Raw genomic sequence first — 21978 nt, forward strand, 5'->3', positions numbered from 1 at the left:
CCAAAAACCGCTTCGTTCTCCCGGCTACCGCCATCGTATAACGACCAATTAAAAAAGGCCAACCAGAACATTCTGGCTGACCTAATAATACGAAAAACCGCTTCCATCGTCGCGTATCGTGCGCGGCGGGAAACGGTTATAAAAGATATATAGATAGAAGACGTGTTACTGTCAGTCTAGCTCTGACGGATCGATCCAATCCGTCGACCAGCGTTCAATCTCCCGAACGACAGGCTCCCATGCCAGCCCCTTCTCGGTTAATGCATATTCGATGCGAACGGGAATTTCCGGATATACGGTTCTTGTCACGATGCCTTCACTCTCCAGATCCTTGAAACGTTCGGACAGCAGTCTTCCGCTAATCGGCAGGGCGGATTGTACCGTGCAAAACCGCTGAGGCCCGGACAGCAGCTGATAAATAATAAGCCCGGTCCACCGTTTGCCGATTAAATCCATTCCTTTCTGGAGACGAGGACAAAGGTTCGTTTCCTCCATTTTCGATCACCTCTTTGTAAGTACTATTATATTCTTAATATCATTTTTATACAACCAAACTTTTTACATGCACATAACTTGACGTTATATGATTGTGAATATATAATTAGTTACTAATAGTAAGTGAATTGACGAGGAGGTTTCAGAATGAACCCTTTATTTGTTGCACATGGATCGCCTATGCTGGCCGTTGAGGATAATGATTATACACAATTATTGAAGAAAACCGGAGCTGGACTGAAGCCGGACGCCATCGTTATTTTCACGGCGCACTGGGAGACGGAAACGACGACGATTAGCTCGAAAGACGATGTATATGAAACGATTTACGATTTCGGCGGTTTCCCGGATGAATTGTATCAAATTCAATATCCGGCCTCGGGGTCTACCCAAATCGCAGAACTTGTGAGAAAATTGCTGGAGGATAAAGGAATTCCGTCCGAGTTCGATAAAGTGCGTGGACTCGACCATGGGTCGTGGACGATGCTCCACCATATGTTCCCGAAAGCGGATGTGCCTGTCGTGCAGGTGTCGGTCAATCCGTACGGGTCGCCCGAGGAGCAGTACAGGATTGGCGAGGCGCTGCGCGAATTGTCGGATCGCAACATATTAGTAATTGGAAGCGGCGTAACCGTTCATAATTTAAGAATTTTGAAATGGGGACAAAAAACGCCGGAGCCATGGGCCGTTGAATTTGACGACTGGCTTATCGACAAGCTGGAGAAGCACGATCTGGAATCATTATTCCGGTATGCTGAGCTGGCTCCAAATGCGAAAACGGCGGTTCCGCGGCCGGAGCATTTCGTCCCTCTTTTTATCGCGCTGGGCAGCGGCAAGCCGGAGGAAAAACCGGCTATTATCCATCGAAGCTACGACATGGGCAATTTGAGCTACCTTTCATTCCAATTTTAAAACTTATACAGTTAAGTAGGTGCAGCATATATGAATAAGATCGATACAGCCTCGATTATCAGCAAGAAGCTCCGCGCTATCGAAGGCGAGCAATATGATTTATACGTAGTTGGTCCCGTTCGTCTTCCGGTCGAGTTGGATGGAGAGACGAAAATTTTCAACTGGTACAGCTGGATGAAGAAAGAAAAAGCGAATGGCGAACAGCCGCTTTCGACCGAGCAATTGATCGGCGAACTGAACAAGTTCCATTATGCCGATCTGCAGCAATCAAGCGTGCTGGTGTACGGCGATTTCGAAGAAGACACGGAAGCGCTCATTCGGATGCATAGCATTTGCCATACCGGCGATATTTTCGGCAGCCAGCGCTGCGACTGCGGCTTCCAATTGAAGCAGTCGATGCGAATGATTACGGAGCATGGGACGGGTGCGCTCTTTTACTTGGCGAATCATGAGGGCCGGGGCATTGGCTTGTTCAGCAAAGCGATGGCTTATATTTTGCAGGAGGAAGGTCTTGATACGGTTGATGCGAACCTTGCGCTTGGCTTTGCCGACGACTCTCGCGATTACAGCGAAGCGATCGCTGTGCTGAAGTCGCTGCGCGAGCATCCTGTATCGATCATCACGAACAATCCGCGCAAAGTCGAAGCGCTGCGCCAAGCGGGCATGAATATTGCGAACCGCGTGCCGCTCTGGGGCGAGGCAACGGTTTATAACGAGAAGTATTTGGCGACTAAGGTTGAGAAATCAGGACATTTCGAGCGTTTGCTCGCTCGTTAATAAGAAATAGCCGGGCGCTGTCCGGCTCAGCTTGCAGAGAAACCCTCGTCATTTTTAATGACGGGGGTTTTGTAGTTTTATGGGAGGCGTGCGGTGCGGAAGAGGTTTGACCGCCGAAGTGTGAGCGAGCGCGGAGCAGGGAGCAGGAGCACCGAACACCGAGCACCGAACACCGAGCACCGAGCATCGAGCATCGAGCACGGAGCACCGAGCACCGAGCATCGAGCACCGCGTACCGAGTACCAAGCATCGAGCACGGAGCACCGCGTACCGAGCACGGAGCTCAGCATGCCGCGACGGCACCACGTATATCCGGTTTTTCAACATCGGCTTAAACTTAAAATCGAGCTTTGGCGGGAAGAGAGTGAAAATTAACGGGGTAGAGCGAATCTGGAGAACGAAAGTAGTCGTTTTCAAAGCCAGATTCCTACTGCAAACTTGGATAAAATAAAGAAAACAGGCTTTAGCGGCGATCGTAGGAATCCTCTGATCCTCAGCGCTCCCTCATACTGGAGGTTAAACATTGATGCGGCTATGAGTCGAAAAAACGGTTCTACATCAAAATCAGTTCTTGACGGAAAAGAAGAGAGTAGCGAAGGGTCAGAGGGATTCTGGAGAAACGGCAGTGGTCGCTTTTAAAGCATGATTCCTACCGCAACCCTCAATAAAATCAAGGGATCAGGCTTTAATGGCGATTGGAAGAACCCTCTGATCCGCAGCGCTTCTCCTCACTTCAAGTCAAGTTTCTGATTTCGGTTTAGAGCGGAAAAACCTATACATTTTGGACTCAGAGGGGAGACTTGGCGGAATATGTGCGAAAAATCATACATAATTTTCTCTGATGTGGAGATTTGGTTAAATATGTGCGAAAAATCGTATATAATTTCGCTCTAAGGTGGAGATATGGCTAATTATATATGAAATTTCATACATATTAAGCGCTCAGGTTCGATTTTCGAAAATTATATACGAAAAATCATATACATTACGCCCTCAGATGAAGATCTGGCTGAATGCATGTGACAAAATGGACTCTCCATACTATCCAGCATCTGACGACCCGTTACGAATAAGAAGTGTCTCCGAACGAACCATAAATCGAGCTATTCAACAACGCAACAACACACGGCACGACTCAAATAAGCGATAATCAGTCAAGTACTAATTTCTATTTTGACCCAGTATATCCGCTTTTAAGTCGAATTTTCGGAAATATTTCACGAAATGGGCACAGAAAGCATGTTTTCCGAGGGGCAGCGACCGAAACTTCCGGCCGACTTTTTCGTCTAATGGTTATGCTCAATCTGGCATACACTAGGAAGACGGAAGGTTGGGTGGGCTTCAATGACTAAGAATGAGGCAGGCCGAAGGGCCTTTATGATAATGATATTAACACTCCTGCTTGCGCTTGCCGCCGGCTGCTCGAACAACAAGGAGACTGACGTGGCAAGGCAAGGCGCTGAGGAAGCCCAGCTTCAGAAAAATCGCAGCGAGGAGGATGACAATAAGGACGTTATTTTGGATAAATTCCGCAGCACGGTGAAGCAGGCGAAAGAGGCTGCCGAAATATTGTCCTATTTAAACGAAAACATGAGCAAAGCGGGACAGCGGAACGCGGATACGATGATTCGTGAATTGAACGCTTTCTATACGGCAGACTTGGACAAGTCCCAAGACGCTTTCGTGAAGCCGAACGTGCAGGAGGTACTGCTTGAGCAGTCTTGGCCGATTACTTCGTCGAACGCCGCTTCCATCGAAGATAAGGACGTTCGTCAGCTTGTTGTGACCAAGCTTTCCGGCGGTTATAAGCTGGAGCAAGCGGAAGGAACGATTTTTCCGATTGTCGATTATGCGATGCAAATCAAATTCACCTCTTTTTTATCGGAGGAAATGAACAATTACGTCCAGCTAAAAGCAGTGGAGTCGGATGAGCCGGCAGCGAAAGACGGAGGACTTGTCATTACGTGGAAGCAGCTTTCCGAGAGAGCCGTGATGGCCGAAGCTTTTGTTGCCGCTTACCCAGGCGTGCCGGAAGCAGAGGAGGCGCTCGGGCTTTATTTGGATTCTTACTTACCGATGTATATTTACGGCTTGAACAATACGCCTGTCTTTGATTATGACACTTACAAGCTGAAGGATGAAGTGAAGGACAGCTACAAAAAAATAATACAGGAGCAGCCGGATACGGTGACAGCCGTCATCGTTGAGCGTTTTCTGAAGGTGCTGGAGCATTCGAATGGAATGGTGTACGAAAACCGGGAAGGTATGCAGACAAGCATCCCTGCGGTTACACAATTTCACGAGCGGTTCCAGGCGGAAGCGAAATCGTTACTGCTTGCCAAATCAGGGACATAGCTGTCTGCTGATAGCCAAAAAACGACAAAATTATTTTGATTTATCGGGTGTTTTCAAGTATGATGGGAGATAAAAAGAGTTAGACCTCGTAAACGAAGGAGCAAGCGCATGAATTCGAAAACAAGCCATTGCAAAATTGTCGATTGTACAATCCGTGACGGCGGACTCGTAAACAACTGGGATTTCAGCGTTGAGTTCGTCCAGCACTTATACGCCTCGTTGAATGAAGCCGGCGTTGATTATATGGAAATCGGCTATAAAAACTCTCCGAAATTGCTGAAGGGCGCCGAATCGGCCGGTCCTTGGCGTTTCCTGAACGACGATTTTCTGAAAAAAGTGATTCCGAACAAAGGAAACACGAAGCTTTCCGCACTGGTTGATATCGGACGCGTTGATGAGAACGATATTTTGCCGCGCAGCGAGAGCCTGCTCGACCTGATTCGCGTTGCCTGCTACATTCAAGACGTCGATAAGGCGCTTGAGCTCGTAAAAGTGTTCCATGAACGCGGCTACGAAACGACGCTGAACATTATGGCGCTTTCCAATGTTATGGAGAACCAGCTGCTTGAAGCGTTCGAGCTTATTAATAACAGCGTTGTAGACGTTGTTTATATCGTCGATTCCTATGGCAGTCTGAAGCCAAACGATCTCAGCTATCTGGTGGAAAAGTTCCGCAAGCACTTGCCAAACAAGCGTCTGGGCGTACATACGCACAACAATATGCAGCTGGCGTTTGCCAACACGCTGATTGCCGCCGAGAACGGCGTCGAGCTGCTTGACGCTTCCGTATACGGCATGGGCCGCGCTGCAGGCAACTGCAACACGGAGCTGCTTGTAGCTGAGCTTCAAAACACGAAATACAACGTACGTCCGCTTCTCGACATGATCGAGAAATATATGATCCCTCTTCGTGAGAAAGAAGAGTGGGGCTATATTATCCCTTACATGGTTACCGGTATTTTGGATGAGCACCCGCGTTCCGCTATGGCGCTGCGCAGCTCGGAAGACAAAGACAAATTCGTCGATTTCTATGATCGTCTGACGACGCCTGAAATCGCTCACGGCAAGTAAGCCCGTTGGGACGACGAAAATGAATAAATGGCTACTGATTCGCTGACGGTATTTTTCCGACGGGGGTCAACAGCAAGCACCTGCAAAAACAGGCGGCCTTGTCACCGTATGGGACAGGGCCGCCTGTTTTTCTCGAACACGGACATCATCAGCGAACGATTGCATCGTATCGCCGGATGTCCGTTTTTTATGGGCATTGTGTGTGGAATTCGCAATCCGCTTAGTCAAGCAGTTTCGTCATTGTGACGTGAGGAATGCCTTCTTCCATAAAAATATCGGACGTGGTCTTATATCCGAGCTTTTCGTAAAACGATTCTGCATGCGTTTGTCCGTTCAGCTTCGCTTTCTTCCAGCCATTCGCCTTCGCCGTATCCTCAAGCGCTTCTACGACAACTTTGCCAAGACCGAGTCCCCGATGCGAAGACAGCACGCAAATACGCTCAAGCTTGGCGATGCCGTCCACGCTGCGGACTCGGCCCGTCGCCACAGGCTCTCCTTTATGAAGGACAAGCACATGCTGCGAGCTGTCTTCATATTCGTCATATTCCCGGTCTTCCGCTACGCCTTGCTCCTCAACGAAAACATGCTTGCGTATTTGATAAATGGCATCCCGGTCTTCATTTGTTTGCACTTGCTTTACTGTTGTATTTGAATCCATAGATGTTCCTCCGTTTCTTCCTAAGACGGGAGCAACCGGACTGCTCTGGCGCGGGCGGCGCTTCGCCGCCGATTGTCAAAGGCTGTCCAAGCGTGCTCAGTTTGTACTTGTCGTTGTCGTAATCTTCGTCATGGCAGTGTACGGGTGACGTTCATACTATTCAGGGTAGCCAATTAGCTCATGTGGAGCTCGCCGTCACCGCGAATGGCAGCAGCTTGATGCGGCTCGTTCGGATGCAAATAGGCCGAGCCACGGAACTTGCGGCCGTCCTTGGCCGACGCATTCAGCTCGATTCCGATATTTTCGCTTTGCCCGAACCGCCTTAAAAGCTCAGAGTCTGCGATGCCGTCTACGTTCGCGTACCAGAGCCGAGACCCGTACTCGGATATGACAATCAGCTCAGCTTTTTCGAAGCCTAGCTCGATGACTTTTCCTTCATAATCCATCGTTATCGCGATCAATTCAATCGTTTCCATCTGTCGATTTCTTCCCTCCGCATGTAGCGACCGGCATTTGTATCGGTAAGTTGGCCGCATCGCCTGAATTCGATTGTAATGTTCCTTATCCGGTTTTGCAACAATAGACAAACTGTTCACGTTATAGAAGGAAAAGATAGAGGGGGTTGTCAAAAATGCCTGATCTATACAATTGGTTTGCGAATAAACGAAAGAGATCGGCCGTACTGCTGCTATTGGCTGTTGCGCTGGTGGCGGGAGGCTGCTCCGGCAGCACCGACGATAGAAGCGTCAACTCGGATCGGTCCAATAAGTCCGGAGAGACTACCTCGGAAGCGGTAAAAGAGCGTAATAAAGACGATGCGCCAGCCGGGAAGGAACCCAGGCCGGAGAGAGAGAAGGACGGCAAAAATGTAAGGCGCTATGAAAACCGGAATGCTCCTGTTCAAGCGGGTCAATTAACAGCGGGGGAATGGGATGATCTTGCCGCGTGGCAAAGCTTTAAAAACTTGCTGAATGGCGGAGAAGGCGACTCCAGCATGCGGTATTGGTCATTTCGCGGATTCAATCGCCTGGAAGTGTCCGTGACTGCGGGCGGAAGGCCGGTAACGGATGCCATTGTGCAGCTGATGGACGGCGGGCGTACAGAATGGGAGGCGCGTACGAACGGGGAAGGCAAAGCGTATCTCTTTGCCGACCTATTTGATCTTGGGCCACAGCGCGATAATGTCGAGCGAACTAAGGACGATAGAAGCGGAAGCGGTGGACGAGGCCGCTACGATGTCGTTGTTCGTCATGGTCAGAGCAGCAAAAAGCTCGAAAATATTCGTCTATCCGAACAGGAATCGCTGAAGATGACATTGGACGAAGAAGCGAAAAAGCCGGAACAGGTCGATATTATGTTTGTAATCGATACGACCGGATCGATGCAGGACGAACTTGATTACTTGGAAGCCGAGCTGAAGGATGTAATCCAACGTGTCGGACAGCAGCATGGCAATCAGCTGGACATTCGGCTTAGCGCTAATTTTTATCGTGATATACATGATGATTATGTCGTCAAATCGAATCCGTTCACGAAGGATATCGACAAGGTGGTTCGCCAAATCGCAGCCGAGGAGGCGAGAGGCGGCGGCGATTACCCGGAGGCTGTTGAACAGGCGCTGCGCAACGGCATCGCGGAGCATGATTGGAGCCAGGAGGCGCGGGCAAGGCTGTTGTTCCTCGTACTGGACGCTCCGCCGCATCATAACGATCAAGCGATTGAAGAGGTGCAGGACATGACCCGGAAGGCTGCCGAGAATGGCATTCGCGTCATCCCGGTCGTCTCCAGCGGAATCGATGTCGATACCGAATATTTGATGCGGTTTCTGTCGGTTGCCACAGGCGGCACTTATTTATTCTTGACCGATGACAGCGGCATCGGCGGCGAACATCTGGAGCCGGCTGCGGGTAAATACGAGGTTAAGCTGCTCAATGATTTGCTAGTGGAGACGATTAATCGCTACACGAACTAACATGCATAGAAACGAAGAATAGGGCAGGACAGGAAAAGGGCTGTTAAGCGATGGTTCCGAGAGGGATGGAGGGGTGATCGCGCGCAGCCTTTTTTTAGTTTATGTGGGAGATAGGAAATGAAGCGAAGGCGGATAGCCGTAATCGGCGATTTCAATTAAAATGTGTAGTAAGAAATAAGGTGTGGAATCGTCGCTGCTATTGAAGTCCGGCGATGCAAGGGGGAACAAAAAAGGGTGCAAAGCTCGATACGGATAGAACCGCTCGGAGATCGGGCGATCGTGATAAGAAGCGTTTCTTTTGAAGGAGAAAGCGGCTGGCGCCGGACGGCTGCGCTCGCCGATGCGATTGCCAATCGCCGTGAGGCATGGATCGAGGACGTTGTACCTGCCTATGAAACGGTCACGGTTGTTTACGATCCGCTGCAGCTATGGCAGTCTGCTGGGAATCCTGCGGACGAGCTGCCGTATGGGATTGCAGAGCGGCAGTTGAGACGAATGGCGAGCATTTTAGATCAAGACGAACTGCTGTATACAGCAAGAAGGATCGATATTCCTTTACGATACGGCGGGGAGGACGGACCGGATTTGGCGGAAGCGGCGGAGCGGGCCGGGCTGTCGCCAGAGGCTTTTATAGCTGCGCATTCGGGAGCGGAGTATACGGTTGCGATGATTGGTTTTATGCCGGGCTTTCCCTATTTGAGCGGTTTGCCGGAACGTTTGGCGCAGCCTCGCAAGGAAAAGCCGAGAACGATCGTTCCGGCAGGATCGGTCGGGATTGCGGGCTTACAGACCGGCATTTATCCGATTGAGACGCCAGGCGGCTGGCAGCTGATTGGCCGTACTTCATTCCGGCTGTACGATCCGGATCAGGAGCCGCCTGTATTATTGCGAGCAGGAGACAGAGTGCGTTTTATCCCGGAGGTTACGTGAGGATGATGGATGACACTCGTACGGTCCCGCTGCGCGTTGGGGGCCGAGTGCGTGCAAGGCGAAGGAAGTTGCTGCTTTTTTAGCACAGCCTCTGTTGGGACTAGCTTCTACATAGATATAGAAAGGAATGACAAGATGAAGGGGACGGCAGCGAGCTTTGGCGAGAAGAACGGCGGTTTTACAATCGAAAGAGCGGGTATGCTGACAGCGCTTCAGCATCTGGGAACGACCGGCAGCCGAGCTTTAGGCATTCCGACCGGCGGCGCTATGGACCGCTACGCCCTGCGTGTCGCGAACTGGCTTGTTGGTAATGCACAGGAGGCGACCGGACTGGAGCTGACGCTGGCAAGGCCGGAGTTGACGGCGCAAAGCGATATGCTGATCGCGGTCTGCGGGGCCTATATGGGGCCGACCGTCGACGGCGAGGAGCTGCCGATGTGGCGGCCGGTTTTCGTGCGGCGGGGCGCGGTCATCCGATTCGGGCGCGCCGAGAGCGGCTGCCGCGCCTATGTGGCGGCAGCAGGCGGGTTGGCCGGCAAGCCGGGAGCACGGCTGGCGGCGGGCGCCGCCGTGCATGCGGCGCAGCCGGCAGGGCGCTGGGCCGCGGCATGGCTCGCGGCCCTGGCGCTTGAGGGGGCGGGCCGCCGCCGGAGCGCAATGGCGGCCGCGCCTTGGTTTGCGCCGCCGCTTGCCTATGGCGGCGCAGGCGATGACGGCATCGAGCTGCGCGCGATGCCGGGGAGCGAGTACGGGCAGTTTAGCGAAGCTGCCCGTGATGGTTTTTTTCGGGAGCGGTACCGGGTCGCTCCCGCCTCGAACCGGATGGGAATCCGGCTTAGCGGATTCCCGATCGAGCGCGAGAGCGGCGCGGAGCTGCTCTCGCACGGGGTAACGGCGGGCGCCGTGCAGGTGCCTGCAGGCGGCGAGCCGATCGTGTTAGGCGCCGATTGCCAGACGACCGGCGGCTATCCGAAAATCGCGCATGTCGCTTCCGTCGACATGCCGCTTCTTGCGCAAGCGAAGCCGGGAGATACGATTCGCTTTCAATACATAACGGTAGAAGAGGCACAGCGCCTAATGTTGGCCTTTGAGATAGAGATGGCATTGCTGTCGGCAGCGATTCGCTGCCGCACGCCTTAGAGAGGGGATTGGATATGACGCATCAACATTCGATATCCGTCGATTTAAACTGCGATTTCGGGGAAGGCTTCGGCGCTTATTCATTCGGTCAGGACGACGAGTTGCTTCGCTATGTGAGCAGCGTGAACATTGCTTGCGGATTCCATGCTGGCGATCCACATACGATGCGGGAATCGGTTCGGAAAGCGGCGTCAGCGGGCGTTGCCATTGGCGCACATCCGGGGTTTCCTGACCGGCTCGGCTTCGGAAGGCGTTCGATGGCGATGACGGCGGAAGAGGTATACGATATTGTACTTTATCAATTGGGTGCGCTAAAGGTTTTCGCCCATGCGGAAGGCGTGGGGATGCGGCATGTAAAGCCTCACGGCGCGCTTTACCATATGGCGAATCAGGACGCAGCGATCTCGGCTGCTATCGTACGCGCTACCTGCGACTGTGACAATAAGCTGATGGTGTACGGACAATCCGGCAGTATTCTGCTTGCTGAAGCAAGCAAAGCCGGGCTTACCTCTGTGTCGGAGACGTTCGCGGACCGGGCGTATGAGCCTGACGGCAGCCTTGCATCTCGCAACAAGCCCAGAGCGATCATACACGACGCCGATCAAGCGGCGAGACAGGCTGTCGCCATGGCTGTACGCGGTACGGCTTTTACGTTAGAAGGCCTGGAGACGCCGGTGCGAGCAGACACGATTTGCTTGCATGGCGACGGCGCTCACGCGGCTTTGTTCGCTTCCCGAATTCGCGAGGCGCTGGAAAGCGAGGGTGTTGCCATTCGTCCGCCCGTTGAGGCACGACAATGAGCGATGGCAGCGGAATAACAAAAGCAGCCGCACCATTCATACGTATATTTATTTATGGTACGTTGCTGCCCGGGCAGAGCAACCATCGGCTGGCTGCCGCCTATATGGAAGGAAGCGTCCCCGGCCGCATCGCAGGCCGTCTAGTCGATGTGCGGGATTATCCGGCAGCCGTCCTTGACGAACAAGCGATGAAGCAACGTTCAACGATTCGTGGATTATGGATACAAGTGACGCGAGAAGGATTAGCTGAGATGGACAAGCTGGAGGAGTTTTTCGGTATCGAGGAGAAGAACGATTACGAAAGAGTATGGACTTGCGATTGCGAATCGCCAGGACGGAGCGGATGGGTCTACGTATGGCCGAATGATCGAAATTACCCGGCTATTGTGGGGGATAGCTGGACGGTTTATTTTACGGAAAAAGAGAAGTAAGACTAGGGTAGGTATGCGTTTAAAATTAATCGGGGTGAACCGTACATAAGTAACGGCAAGTTTTAATTGAAAAAAGGCTTGAAGATGACGTTACGTAACCTTGTATAATGAGATTCATCGAAAGGGAGGAATACGATGAATCCAAAGATCCGAATCGTAAACGAAGAAATTTTGTCCGATAACTGGTATGTGCTTAAGAAAATCACTTACATGAGCGAAGCAAGGGATGGCTCCTGGAATAGTCAGTCCAGGGAATCATACGACCGTGGGAACGGTGCAACAATCTTGCTCTATAATCGGGAGAAGCAGACGGTTATTTTGACGCGGCAGTTCCGGATCCCGACTTACTTGAACGGAAACGAGACGGGGTTATTAATCGAAGCTTGCGCAGGTTTGTTGGACAAGGAAAGCGCAGAAGACAGCATTCGTCGGGAGACTGAAGAGGAGACCGGTTACAGGGTAGCCAATGTACAAAAAATCGGCGAAGCCTATATGTCGCCAGGCTCCGTAACGGAAATTTTGCATTTTTTTGTCGCGGAATACTCGCCAGTCATGAAAATTGGAGAGGGCGGAGGAGTCAAGGAGGAGCAAGAAAACATTGAAGTGCTGGAATATCCCTTTCAGCAGGCGCTTGATATGATAAAAGCAGGAGTGATCAAAGACGGAAAAACGATTATGCTGCTGCAATACGCTCAAATCAATCGGCTGCTTGAACCCGTTTTAAGACAGCAGCATATCCTCATTGCAGGACCTTATCGTTCGGGAACGGGAGACGATCCGGATTTAATTCATAGGAACATCGAATTGATGAACGATATCGCACTTCAGGTATATGAGGCCGGCCATTTGCCTGTACTTGGCGAGTGGTATGCACTTCCATTAATCGATAAAGCAGGTTCACAGCAGATCGGAGACGATATTTTTAATCGTATTTTCCATCCATCCTCCGTTCGACTCTTGAACCATTGCGATGCCGTTCTTCGAATCGGAGGGCCCTCCCAAGGTGCCGACGAAATGGTGAGCGTCGCACAACAAATGGGAAAGATCATCTATAGTGATTTAAGAGACATTCCTCGAATTGTATAGAAAAGGTTATAGTATGGATAAATGAGGAGTTCCCAGGGGGAGGTACTCCTTTTTTGATATCATTTGTATAATCAAGATAACAATCGTTGCAATGGAGGATATTGTAGATGCAAGCCCGTGAAGATAAAGAATATTGGACGACTGGACAGATCGCGAAACGGACGGGATTGACTCTCCGAACCTTGCGGTATTATGACCAGATCGGGTTGCTGAAGCCATCGTATGTTAACCATGCTTCTGTCCGAATGTACGGTAAAGACGACTTAGTTCGGCTGCAAAAAATTCATGTGCTCAAATATATCGGTCTGAGTCTTGTCGATATAAAGCATATCATTCATGAAGGCTTATTTCTCAAACAGGATTTAAGAAGCTCACTTAAGCTGCAAAAGGAAGTGATCCGGAAAAAAGTTGCCCACATGCAATATGTATCCAAAGCAATCGATGAAGCGCTAGATGTGCTGGGGAAACACCAAGCGGAAATGGAATGGGATAGCTTGTTCGAAATCATTCAGACGATTCATACCGAGAAAGATTGGGGAGAACAATACCGCAACGCGCTCCGGCTACAGGCCAGAATCCAGTTGTACGATACCTTCAGCGCCAATAAAACCGGATGGCACCGATGGTTCTTCGATCAGCTCGGTTTGGCACCGAATCTAAAAATATTGGAACTGGGCTGCGGAGATGCCGCCTTGTGGAGTCGAAATAGGGACAGGATACCGCCATCCTGGAGCATCATGCTTACCGATATATCCTCGGGCATGTTGGAGGCCGCTCGCGCAAATGTAAGAGACATCAGCGGCAGTTTTGCGTTTCTTGTCGCCGACGCTCAATCCATTCCGTTCCATGATGACGAGTTTGATGTGGTTATTGCGAATCACATGCTTTATCATGTGTTGGATATCGGACAAGCGCTGACCGAATGCCATAGGGTCCTTAAGAACGAGGGCATGCTCTATACCTCTACCATGAGCAAAGCTCATCTTCAGGAAATGGAGCAGCTCGCGAGGGCATTCGACCCGGACCTTCGAGTGTTGGATGATGTTATGGAGAGGTTCCATTTGGATAACGGAGCGGAGATCTTGTCGTCCCATTTCTCGGTCATTGATCTGCTGCGGTATGAAGATTACATGGAGGTAGATGAGGCGGAGCCTCTCATTCATTACATGACTTCAACGCCTATGAACGCAAGAGACTATCTGAAGGGCAATAATTTAAAAGCCTTCAGAGCCTATTTGAACGAGAAGATCTCGGAAGAAGACGGAAGTATCTATATTACGATGGAATCCGGTTTTTTTCGATCCAGAAAGACATGTTTACAAAGGAGGACGGTATGAATTTGAAAACTTGCCGTTATAGACAGCACGGAGAACCATATCATAAATAGGGCCGAGTGTTTACTCGAGGAATGCTTAGAGTGTGTTGGGACAGCAGAATAGATTGAATTATAAGCTTCTAAAACTTTGTTTTAGGGGATAAACAACACCTAAGAATTAGTCCAATATCCCGCTGGAAATGAATCAGGCATCTGCCATAACTGAAAGATCAGTTACATCCATAGGGATACATTGATTACATATACTGCAGAGTTGAGTGAATCCTTAAACAACGGGGGATTCGTGATATGCCTATGGAAAATCACATGAATATTTTAGTTGAGAGAATAGACTGTATTCTTTATTATACGGAATCAGGCCAATCGAACGAACATTCTAAAGGCTGGATCGGAGGGAATGCACCTGACTTCTTTAATGATCAAGCAGACCTTATCCACGAAGGCAACCAAAAATATTACTTTTACTTGAGTCTCGTCCATCCCTTTAAACCTGAGAGCATGATTTCGATCTTCATTCCTGAGGACTATGAAGAATATCTAGAAAACAATATTTAGCCTAATTGCTCGATAAAGGTGCTTGAGCATCCAAATTCAACTGAAAGCGTCAAAGATATGTTTACTAACCCAGGTCTTATAAAACATGCAATTTCAGACGGGGCACTAAGTAATGACGAGAAATCGATGGATCAGTCTTTTTTAAAACCTTGCTTCAAGATGCTTACAGTTATCCTTTTGGTTTTAGGTCTCTCTATATTTTCGCCAAATGCAGGACGGATGAGATACAAAATCTAGTAGCAGGTTTTTGGAAATTCTCATGATTTAGCGCAGGTGTGATTGTCGCCGGCTTTCAATATCGTCTATGGTTGTTTTTCTAGGCCTTTTCGCCGTTAGGCATCACTACCCAACAGCAACATACTGAACGTTGCTGACACATAATCAGTATGGTGCTGACGCCTTTCATGATGCATAATAATGGAAGGGAAGGAGGAGTGGTTTGTGCCGAATATTAAGGTGCTGATTGCGGACGACAATTCATTCATTCGCGAAGGGATGAAAATTATTTTAACCACGTTTGAAGGATTTGAGGTTGTCGCCACGGTTCAGAATGGACAGGAGGCTGTTGCCTATTGCGAGCGGCATGAGGTTGATGTAGCGCTGCTTGACGTGCGAATGCCGGAAATGAACGGAGTGGAGGCGACCAAGCTGATCGTCGAGCGTACAGCAACAAGGCCGCTGATCTTGACGACGTTTGATGATGACGAATATATTAGGGATGCCATTACATACGGGGCCAAGGGCTATTTGCTGAAAAATAACGACCCTGAGCGGATCCGCGATGCGATTAAAACCGTTTATTACGGTCATAATGTGCTGCAGGACTCGGTATTAGACAAGTTGAAATCGGATTTTGCCGGGGGAAAGGCGGGGAAGGACACAGATCTGCCTGCACGTAACCAAGAGTCCGGGATCGACAAGAGTCTCTTTACGGAAAGAGAACTGGATATTATGGCACTGATCGCCAAGGGACGGACAAACAAGGAAATTTCCAAACAGATCTATATCTCTGAGGGCACCATTGCCAATCACGTTACTTCTATATTAGGCAAGACCGGCCTCACGCACCGCACTCAAATCGCCATTTACTATTTGACAGGGGAATTGACCTGATGAGTGATCCAAGAGATGGATCGGAACTGTTAAAGATAGGCTATAAAGTGACCCTGCTTGTCTTTGCAGTCGGCCAATCCCTATCATCTGAAACAAGTATAACGCCCTGGTATATTTTATCCGTATTATTATATCTAAGTACGAACCTGCTGTTTTATATATTGAAAAAAGAGAGCGTTCGCCCCCTTGTCGCTGTGCTATCCATAGGAATAGCTATCGCCATGTTCCATGATCATCCGCTAATGATTTTACTGCTTCCGGCTCATCTTTACGAGTTGGCGTCCATCTTTGTCGGTAAACAAGCGATTGCGTCGTTCCTCTTCATGATGATCCCCTTGCTACTCGTACCACGGCAACTCATGCTTCTCTACATACTCATTGCGGCAGTAACTCTGATCTATTTTCCCACATTAAAGTTTTACAATAACAAGCTGCGCGGACAGCACTCTGAATTGGAGCGAATGCGCGGCGATCTTGAACGGGTGCAAACTCGGCTGCAGGAAAATAACGAATTTCTGCGGCAAGCGGAATATACGCTTAAGCTGGAGGAGCGAAACCGATTGTCCCAGCACATCCACGATAACATCGGACACGCGATGACCAGCGCATTGATCCAGATGGAGGCGGCAAAGCGCTTAATCAAGATCCAGTCAGACCAAGCGTCGTTGCTGCTGGACAATGCTATTCAGATATCAAAAGAGGGCATCGAAAGCATTCGATTCGATTTGAAGAAAATAAAACCGCCTACGGAACAGATGGGCGTTAACCGGATGAAATTATTCATTGATGAATTTGCGGACAAGCACCCGATCCGTACGGCATTTACATATGAAGGAAATATGGATTTCATCTCGCCGATCCATTGGAAGATCATCCAAGATAATATGAAAGAGGCATTTACGAATATGATGAAGTACGCCGGAGCTACCGCGGTTTCAATTCATGTTCAGGTGTTGCCTGCACTAATTAAGGCTACAGTTACTGATAATGGACAAGGGAAAACAAAGATTGTGAAGGGACTCGGTATCATTGGAATGGAGGAAAGGACGGCGGCGGTAGGAGGAAAGGTGATTGTAGACGGTTCGCGGGGGTTTTCGATCACAACGTTAATACCATATACCCCATGAATGTTTGAAGGGGGATAACATGAATAAATTCATGGGAAGAGGATGAACTTGTGCACTTCTGCAGGTACGTCCTTTTTTTGTACGATAAGAACATCAGAAACGGACTTAATGGGAGGGGAAAACAACGGTGAACATGTTGGAAATCAAACAGTTAACGAAAAAATTCGGAGAATATACTGCTGTGGACAATTTATCGCTAGCAGTGCAAGAAGGAGAAATTTTCGGATTTTTGGGGCCTAACGGGGCAGGCAAGAGCACGACGATTCATATGGTTGCTTCCTTGTTATCCGCGACAAAAGGCGAAATTGAGATCATGGGCCGGAATATTACCAAGCACAGCAGGTTTGCGAAGCAATCGATCGGCTTTGTGCCCCAGGATTTAGCGATCTATGAAGATATGACTGCTTATGAAAATGTTCACTTTTTTGCCGGGCTATATGGATTAAGGGGATCAGAGCTGAAACGCAGCGCAATCGAAGCCTTGGAATTCGTAGGCCTCGCGGATCGGCGGGGGAGCTATCCGAGAAGCTTCTCAGGTGGAATGAAGAGAAGGCTAAATATTGCCTGCGCGATTGCTCATAGACCTAAGCTGATCATCATGGATGAACCGACGGTAGGTATCGATCCGCAATCCCGCAATTATATCTTGAACTCGGTTCGGAAGCTGAATCGGATGGGCAGTACAATCATTTATACGAGTCACTATATGGAAGAGGTTGAAGAAATCTGCTCTAGGATCGCGATTATCGACCACGGGAAGATCATTGCGGAAGGGACGAAGGGAGAGCTTAAAGCGATTATTACGAATCAGAAAAATATGAGCATTTCAGTTCGATCGACCGAAAGTCTTCCGATGGAACAGTTGAAAAGCATTGTCGGTGTGAACACGGTCGAAGCGGCGGAACAAACGATTAACATCAGCTCCGTTGTAGAAATTAACAACTTAAATTCAATCATTCAGCTGCTTGTGGCAAGCGGCGTGGAAATTCGCGGCGTGGAGGCACAGGAGCCAAGTCTGGAGTCCGTGTTCCTGACTTTAACCGGCCGAACGCTGCGAGATGAGTAATCAAGAGCCATACTACGAATACGAAAGAGGAAGGGGGCAGAACGAATGAACATTTTGCGTATCGCTGGGAAAGAATTAAAGATGTTTAGGGATGTCAAAATGCTGCTGTTTATGTTGGCGACACCTGTTCTGTTGATGCTCATATTGGGGACAGCGCTATCCGGTAATTTCAATGGAACCGTAAAGGTCGATCCGATTCGCGTGATATATAGCTATGACAGCACGAGTAAAACGGTAGAAACGCTGTGGAAGGCTTTTCTGCTGGAAGCGGAAACGTCCGGCATCCGATTTGAAGAGGTAACGAGCAGAACGGAAACGGATGTCGTCAAGGATGTGCAAAATGGCCTTTATACGGGTTATGCGCGAATCGTTGATGATGGAATCAGCTATTATGGCAACAGCGGCAACGGGATGGAAAATGGTATCGTTCAGGGTTTATTGGCAGCGCTGGCTGATCGCTATAGATTAACAATAGCAGAGACCGATCTTCCGTCTCCAGATGGAAATTATGTAACTGAAGCTTCGATTGATGCCGTTAGACAGCCAGGGGGCTTGGACTATTTTGCTGTTGCAGTGACAACCATGATCATTATGTACAGCGCCTTAACGGCTGGGAAATTAATCGAAACGGAAAGAAGCAGACATACCGATCTCCGTTTGTTGGTGTCACCGATCACGAAAGGAGAAATTTTCGCAGGGAAAATTGTCGGGACACTCGTGCTTAATGCCATATTTGTCGCGATTATCGTGCTGCTCAGCAAATATATGTTCGGTGCGAATTGGGGAGAACATCTGTGGCTTGCTTTCCTTGTCTTATTAACTGAAATTGTGTTGGCGATCAGCCTTGGACTCGGCGTAGGCTATTGTCTGAAGGGCAACGCAGCTGGAAGTGTACTGATGATCGTTATTCAAGCGGCAGCGTTTGTGGGAGGGGCATATACGCCGGTCGATCAAACAACAGGGATAATGAATGTCCTTTCCCGATATTCTCCGCTGCATTGGTCCAATGATGCTATTTTGAAAATGATTTATGCGGGGGACCTTACGGCTGCGCCTTCGGCAATGATGCTTAACCTGGGATGTTCGGTACTATTGCTTGCCCTGGCAATTGTCCTCATGAGAAGAAGGGAGGGTCTGTAATGAGAGAGATGATCTGGCTGGTCCGTAGGATGGCGTTAAGCACGTTCAAAAACTATAAGCTGATGCTGTTATATTTATGCTTACCGGTTCTTGGCATAGCGTTGGCTTCATCCATCTACAGCGGCTCCGGCTCCGAAGAGAGCCTATTGAGAGTTGGCGTGGTCAATCATGACGACGGTCAGGCGGTACCTGTGAATATGGTGGAGTATATCCGCAAGCTTGATCAGGTTGAAGTCCGGGAAGTGCGGGCGGAGGAGGCGGAGGGGCTTCTGGCGAATGGTCATATAGATGCATTGTTAACATTCCCTAAAGGATTTGCAGTTAGTATGTTGTCCGACCAACCGACAAACGTCGGTCTGACTTCCGTTCAAGGCTCGCAAGTCACAGCTTATATCAAGTCGTATGTGAATGCATATATTGAGAATCTCTTGTCCATCGGCCAATCGTCCGGAGGGGAGAAGGCGAAGTTCGACCAGATGTACACAAACTATCTTCAAGCGCAATCCGGACTCTCGGCCGAAACGGTGGAGGATCACTCCGTTCAGCATCGCAAGTCGGCTCAGACGGTAGGCTACCTGATCGTGCTCATGCTGTTCTCAGCCGTCAGTTTGTCTGGGATACTTCTGAAGGAAAAAGAAAACCGAACCTATTTCAGAGTGTTTACCGCACCGGTGACGGGCCGCGCATACGTGGCAGCCAACATCATTGTGAACCTTGCCGTCATGCTGATCCAAGTTGCTGTGACATTAGTGGTTATGACCCGGTTCTTTCATATGGATACAGGAATACCGGTTATTCAAATGTTTTTGCTGCTTGGTCTGTTTGCCCTGGTGGCGGTCAGTCTGGCTTTGGCCATCGTAGCATTCTCGTCAAGCTCAATGGTGGCGAACGGGATACAGACTATGGTCATTATTCCAACCTGCCTGGTGGCCGGATGTTTATTTCCGATCACAACGATGCCAACGTTCATGCAGCAAGCTGCCCAATTTCTCCCGCAATACTGGCTTTTGGATACGGTCAGTGGGCTGCAACATGGAGAACAGCTATCTGGAATGCTGTTGAATCTTGCCATTCTACTCGCCTTTGCGCTCGTTCTAGCACTGACAGCCGCCTATAAATTCGGAAGAAACAGAGAGATGCGTTCGTTTATTTGATCGGATTGCCTGCCTATTTAAGAAATAAAAACGTGCCTCCAGAATCACTTCTGAGGCACGTTTTGCGTAAAAGGAATCCATCCTTTTAATATTGTTGTGGTATATTTTTATGCAAGAAGACTTATAACGAAATTAAGTTATTGATATATGGAGCCAAGGAGATATTATGAAACAGTGCTTTAATAAAGGAGTTGTGTCAAATGAATAACAATAAAAGTACAGAAATGAAGCGTTCTTCAAAAGCAGAAAGCATTCTATCACTGATCGATATCAATAGTAAAACGAAGCTAGGCGACTTACGAAAAATCGCGAAGGACATTAAAGTAGATCACGAACTAGCTATGGAACTTTGGTCAACCAAAGAGTTTCTGCCCAGGCTATTGGCAATCTTAATTATGGACAAAAAACTTCTTTCAGAAGATGTGTTAAATAAGCTTGATCAGGATATGCAGCTGCACACATTTGATGAGCGAAATAACTTAATGGATTGGTTAATGGCTAATCAGCTTACCAAAGACAAGAAGGCAATTGCATTGATGGAGTTATGGGAAAACAGTCCTTCTGCTCTTCAAAGGCGAACCTTCTGGTATTATAAAGGGCGATTGAGATGGACTGGACAAACACCGCCTGATGACACCGAGGACTTACTATCTGCAATTGAAGCTAATATTACGCAGGAAGAACCGGAAGTCCAATGGGCTATGAATTTTCTCGCAGGCTGGATAGGCGTTTATGATCAGAAGAATCGAGAACGTTGCATCAAGCTTGGTGAAAAAACGGGTCTTTATAAAGATGAAATGGTATCAAAGGGCTGTACTCCCAATTATTTGCCGGAGTTTATTACGATTGAAGTTAACAAACGAAATAATAATTAGTTAGGTAGGCAAAAAACAGAGGTCTTGGCTGAAAACCGAGACCCCCGTAGGTTGCTTACTTGCGTACCGCTTCATATACAAATTTTTGCTTGCCATGTGTTGGTACCTTGCCATATTCGAAATCAGCCGATACAACCACATCTGAAAAACCGATGCTTTCTAAAACGAGTTTAAATTCTTCGACACCATACCAACGTAAGGCAAAACGCTGTAATTCTGTCTGGATAAGTGAACCGTTACGCCATTTTTCATATTTTAATAATGAAACTTTGTATTGATTGTATAAATCCGCTTCAACAAGCTTGCCTTCCATTGTGATGATGTCTCCATCCGGTAATGTGAATGTCGACGTCCCACCAAACTGACCACATTCAAAGTTATTGTCAGGAAGGAAAAGATCAAGTAAAAGACGTCCACCTGGCTGAAGATGGTCGTAAAGGCGTTTTAAGGCGTGAAGAGACTCTTCTCGTTTTTCGATTAACAAGAATGAACCGCCTGGAATAATTATAGCCTCGTATTTATCAGGTAAAGAAAGTTCTTGGAGATTTGATTCATACAAATTAGTTTTTAATTCTCTTTCTTCACAACGTTGACGGCAAGAAGCCAACATCTCGGGAGAATAGTCAAGGCCATCTACAATAAGACCTGATTCGAGAAGCGGAATGATCACACGTCCAGATCCGACCATTGCTTCAAGAATACGCCCCTTACAAGGTTTCAGTCTGTCACGGTAATATTCTAAATCACCGCCGAAAGATTGACCAATTTTCTTAGTGAGGTCATAAATTTCTGTACAAAGTTCTCCGTAATAGCTAAAAGACATGCATTTTTCCCTCCGTGGGTTGGATTTAACACGGAAGGGGATCGTTTTGATTTTATCCCTTCCGCACCTTATTAATGGACGCGACGGATTTAAGCATTTGCATGAGAATCACTCACCTTTATGTAAAATTATCTCAATTATAGATTCCAGTTAAAATTTGAT

At 48.6% G+C, this 21978-nt stretch carries 22 protein-coding genes; 18 read left to right on the top strand and 4 right to left on the bottom strand.

Annotated features, from left to right (window positions below; genetic code table 11):
• Nucleotides 1–171 precede the first annotated feature (171 nt).
• A complete protein-coding gene (locus tag ACFVTB_RS26530) occupies nt 172–495 on the bottom strand; it encodes a winged helix-turn-helix transcriptional regulator (protein WP_387756219.1) in 324 nt (107 codons plus the stop codon).
• 147 nt (nt 496–642) lie between these two features.
• On the opposite strand from ACFVTB_RS26530, the gene ACFVTB_RS26535 reads away from it, so the two are divergent.
• The 4 genes from ACFVTB_RS26535 (at nt 643) to ACFVTB_RS26550 (ending at nt 5610) form a co-directional block, all read left to right on the top strand.
• Complete coding sequence (locus ACFVTB_RS26535) at nt 643–1407, top strand: dioxygenase family protein (protein ID WP_387756221.1); 765 nt, start codon at nt 643–645, stop codon at nt 1405–1407.
• A 30-nt stretch (nt 1408–1437) separates the two neighbouring features.
• Nucleotides 1438–2184: a GTP cyclohydrolase II gene (locus ACFVTB_RS26540; RefSeq protein WP_387756223.1), complete on the top strand. Its 747-nt coding sequence runs from the start codon at nt 1438–1440 to the stop codon at nt 2182–2184.
• A gap of 1383 nt (nt 2185–3567) precedes the next feature.
• Entirely contained in the window at nt 3568–4539 is a 972-nt protein-coding gene (locus ACFVTB_RS26545) for a hypothetical protein (RefSeq protein WP_387756224.1), read from the top strand.
• A 108-nt stretch (nt 4540–4647) separates the two neighbouring features.
• Complete coding sequence (locus ACFVTB_RS26550; RefSeq protein WP_387756226.1) at nt 4648–5610, top strand: aldolase catalytic domain-containing protein; 963 nt, start codon at nt 4648–4650, stop codon at nt 5608–5610.
• A gap of 220 nt (nt 5611–5830) precedes the next feature.
• On the opposite strand, the gene ACFVTB_RS26555 is transcribed toward ACFVTB_RS26550, so the two are convergent.
• Both ACFVTB_RS26555 and ACFVTB_RS26560 read right to left on the bottom strand, forming a co-directional pair.
• On the bottom strand, nt 5831–6268 hold the full coding sequence (locus ACFVTB_RS26555) for a GNAT family N-acetyltransferase (RefSeq protein WP_387756228.1): 438 nt from the start codon (nt 6266–6268) through the stop codon (nt 5831–5833).
• A 173-nt stretch (nt 6269–6441) separates the two neighbouring features.
• Complete coding sequence (locus ACFVTB_RS26560; RefSeq protein WP_387756230.1) at nt 6442–6744, bottom strand: hypothetical protein; 303 nt, start codon at nt 6742–6744, stop codon at nt 6442–6444.
• A gap of 155 nt (nt 6745–6899) precedes the next feature.
• On the opposite strand from ACFVTB_RS26560, the gene ACFVTB_RS26565 reads away from it, so the two are divergent.
• The 14 genes from ACFVTB_RS26565 (at nt 6900) to ACFVTB_RS26630 (ending at nt 20993) form a co-directional block, all read left to right on the top strand.
• Nucleotides 6900–8240, top strand: a complete 1341-nt coding sequence (locus tag ACFVTB_RS26565; RefSeq protein ID WP_387756232.1) for a vWA domain-containing protein — start codon at nt 6900–6902, stop codon at nt 8238–8240.
• Between the two features lie 234 nt (nt 8241–8474).
• Nucleotides 8475–9170 carry a 5-oxoprolinase subunit PxpB gene (gene pxpB / locus ACFVTB_RS26570; protein ID WP_387756234.1) on the top strand — a complete coding sequence of 232 codons (696 nt, stop codon included), beginning with the start codon at nt 8475–8477 and terminating at the stop codon, nt 9168–9170.
• 135 nt (nt 9171–9305) lie between these two features.
• Nucleotides 9306–10310, top strand: a complete 1005-nt coding sequence (locus tag ACFVTB_RS26575) for a 5-oxoprolinase subunit C family protein (protein WP_387756236.1) — start codon at nt 9306–9308, stop codon at nt 10308–10310.
• Between the two features lie 14 nt (nt 10311–10324).
• Nucleotides 10325–11110 (top strand): LamB/YcsF family protein, encoded by a 786-nt coding sequence (locus ACFVTB_RS26580; RefSeq protein WP_387756238.1) that lies wholly within the window; start codon nt 10325–10327, stop codon nt 11108–11110.
• Nucleotides 11107–11541: a gamma-glutamylcyclotransferase family protein gene (locus ACFVTB_RS26585; RefSeq protein ID WP_387756240.1), complete on the top strand. Its 435-nt coding sequence runs from the start codon at nt 11107–11109 to the stop codon at nt 11539–11541. Before ACFVTB_RS26580 ends, ACFVTB_RS26585 begins: the two co-directional genes overlap by 4 nt.
• Nucleotides 11542–11676: 135 nt before the next feature.
• On the top strand, nt 11677–12627 hold the full coding sequence (nudK, locus tag ACFVTB_RS26590) for a GDP-mannose pyrophosphatase NudK (protein WP_387756242.1): 951 nt from the start codon (nt 11677–11679) through the stop codon (nt 12625–12627).
• Between the two features lie 107 nt (nt 12628–12734).
• Nucleotides 12735–13964: a methyltransferase domain-containing protein gene (locus ACFVTB_RS26595; protein ID WP_387756244.1), complete on the top strand. Its 1230-nt coding sequence runs from the start codon at nt 12735–12737 to the stop codon at nt 13962–13964.
• A gap of 287 nt (nt 13965–14251) precedes the next feature.
• Nucleotides 14252–14518 carry a hypothetical protein gene (locus tag ACFVTB_RS26600; protein WP_387756246.1) on the top strand — a complete coding sequence of 89 codons (267 nt, stop codon included), beginning with the start codon at nt 14252–14254 and terminating at the stop codon, nt 14516–14518.
• Nucleotides 14519–14935: 417 nt separating this feature from the next.
• Nucleotides 14936–15631 (top strand): response regulator, encoded by a 696-nt coding sequence (locus ACFVTB_RS26605; protein ID WP_387756248.1) that lies wholly within the window; start codon nt 14936–14938, stop codon nt 15629–15631.
• Complete coding sequence (locus tag ACFVTB_RS26610) at nt 15631–16758, top strand: sensor histidine kinase (RefSeq protein WP_387756250.1); 1128 nt, start codon at nt 15631–15633, stop codon at nt 16756–16758. Before ACFVTB_RS26605 ends, ACFVTB_RS26610 begins: the two co-directional genes overlap by 1 nt.
• A 127-nt stretch (nt 16759–16885) precedes the next feature.
• Entirely contained in the window at nt 16886–17824 is a 939-nt protein-coding gene (locus ACFVTB_RS26615; RefSeq protein ID WP_387756252.1) for an ABC transporter ATP-binding protein, read from the top strand.
• A 45-nt stretch (nt 17825–17869) separates the two neighbouring features.
• On the top strand, nt 17870–18964 hold the full coding sequence (locus ACFVTB_RS26620) for an ABC transporter permease (RefSeq protein WP_387756254.1): 1095 nt from the start codon (nt 17870–17872) through the stop codon (nt 18962–18964).
• Complete coding sequence (locus ACFVTB_RS26625) at nt 18964–20118, top strand: ABC transporter permease (protein ID WP_387756256.1); 1155 nt, start codon at nt 18964–18966, stop codon at nt 20116–20118. Before ACFVTB_RS26620 ends, ACFVTB_RS26625 begins: the two co-directional genes overlap by 1 nt.
• 200 nt (nt 20119–20318) lie before the next feature.
• Nucleotides 20319–20993 (top strand): DNA alkylation repair protein, encoded by a 675-nt coding sequence (locus tag ACFVTB_RS26630; protein WP_387756258.1) that lies wholly within the window; start codon nt 20319–20321, stop codon nt 20991–20993.
• A gap of 55 nt (nt 20994–21048) precedes the next feature.
• Here ACFVTB_RS26630 and ACFVTB_RS26635 read toward each other — a convergent pair whose 3' ends face one another.
• Nucleotides 21049–21816, bottom strand: a complete 768-nt coding sequence (locus ACFVTB_RS26635) for a class I SAM-dependent methyltransferase (RefSeq protein ID WP_387756260.1) — start codon at nt 21814–21816, stop codon at nt 21049–21051.
• Between the last annotated feature and the right edge of the window lie 162 nt (nt 21817–21978).

The sequence above is a fragment of the Paenibacillus sp. NPDC058071 genome (assembly GCF_042885235.1).
Classification (GTDB): Bacteria; Bacillota; Bacilli; order Paenibacillales; family Paenibacillaceae; genus Pristimantibacillus.

Bases quoted from the DNA above. Each gene is read 5' to 3' on its own strand.
- ACFVTB_RS26530 (WP_387756219.1), bottom strand. From the start codon at position 495: ATGGAGGAAACGAACCTTTGTCCTCGTCTCCAGAAAGGAATGGATTTA.
- ACFVTB_RS26535 (WP_387756221.1), top strand. From the start codon at position 643: ATGAACCCTTTATTTGTTGCACATGGATCGCCTATGCTGGCCGTTGAG.
- ACFVTB_RS26540 (WP_387756223.1), top strand. From the start codon at position 1,438: ATGAATAAGATCGATACAGCCTCGATTATCAGCAAGAAGCTCCGCGCT.
- ACFVTB_RS26545 (WP_387756224.1), top strand. From the start codon at position 3,568: ATGATATTAACACTCCTGCTTGCGCTTGCCGCCGGCTGCTCGAACAAC.
- ACFVTB_RS26550 (WP_387756226.1), top strand. From the start codon at position 4,648: ATGAATTCGAAAACAAGCCATTGCAAAATTGTCGATTGTACAATCCGT.
- ACFVTB_RS26555 (WP_387756228.1), bottom strand. From the start codon at position 6,268: ATGGATTCAAATACAACAGTAAAGCAAGTGCAAACAAATGAAGACCGG.
- ACFVTB_RS26560 (WP_387756230.1), bottom strand. From the start codon at position 6,744: ATGGAAACGATTGAATTGATCGCGATAACGATGGATTATGAAGGAAAA.
- ACFVTB_RS26565 (WP_387756232.1), top strand. From the start codon at position 6,900: ATGCCTGATCTATACAATTGGTTTGCGAATAAACGAAAGAGATCGGCC.
- ACFVTB_RS26575 (WP_387756236.1), top strand. From the start codon at position 9,306: ATGAAGGGGACGGCAGCGAGCTTTGGCGAGAAGAACGGCGGTTTTACA.
- ACFVTB_RS26580 (WP_387756238.1), top strand. From the start codon at position 10,325: ATGACGCATCAACATTCGATATCCGTCGATTTAAACTGCGATTTCGGG.
- ACFVTB_RS26585 (WP_387756240.1), top strand. From the start codon at position 11,107: ATGAGCGATGGCAGCGGAATAACAAAAGCAGCCGCACCATTCATACGT.
- nudK (WP_387756242.1), top strand. From the start codon at position 11,677: ATGAATCCAAAGATCCGAATCGTAAACGAAGAAATTTTGTCCGATAAC.
- ACFVTB_RS26595 (WP_387756244.1), top strand. From the start codon at position 12,735: ATGCAAGCCCGTGAAGATAAAGAATATTGGACGACTGGACAGATCGCG.
- ACFVTB_RS26600 (WP_387756246.1), top strand. From the start codon at position 14,252: ATGCCTATGGAAAATCACATGAATATTTTAGTTGAGAGAATAGACTGT.
- ACFVTB_RS26605 (WP_387756248.1), top strand. From the start codon at position 14,936: ATGGAAGGGAAGGAGGAGTGGTTTGTGCCGAATATTAAGGTGCTGATT.
- ACFVTB_RS26610 (WP_387756250.1), top strand. From the start codon at position 15,631: ATGAGTGATCCAAGAGATGGATCGGAACTGTTAAAGATAGGCTATAAA.
- ACFVTB_RS26620 (WP_387756254.1), top strand. From the start codon at position 17,870: ATGAACATTTTGCGTATCGCTGGGAAAGAATTAAAGATGTTTAGGGAT.
- ACFVTB_RS26625 (WP_387756256.1), top strand. From the start codon at position 18,964: ATGAGAGAGATGATCTGGCTGGTCCGTAGGATGGCGTTAAGCACGTTC.
- ACFVTB_RS26630 (WP_387756258.1), top strand. From the start codon at position 20,319: ATGAATAACAATAAAAGTACAGAAATGAAGCGTTCTTCAAAAGCAGAA.
- ACFVTB_RS26635 (WP_387756260.1), bottom strand. From the start codon at position 21,816: ATGTCTTTTAGCTATTACGGAGAACTTTGTACAGAAATTTATGACCTC.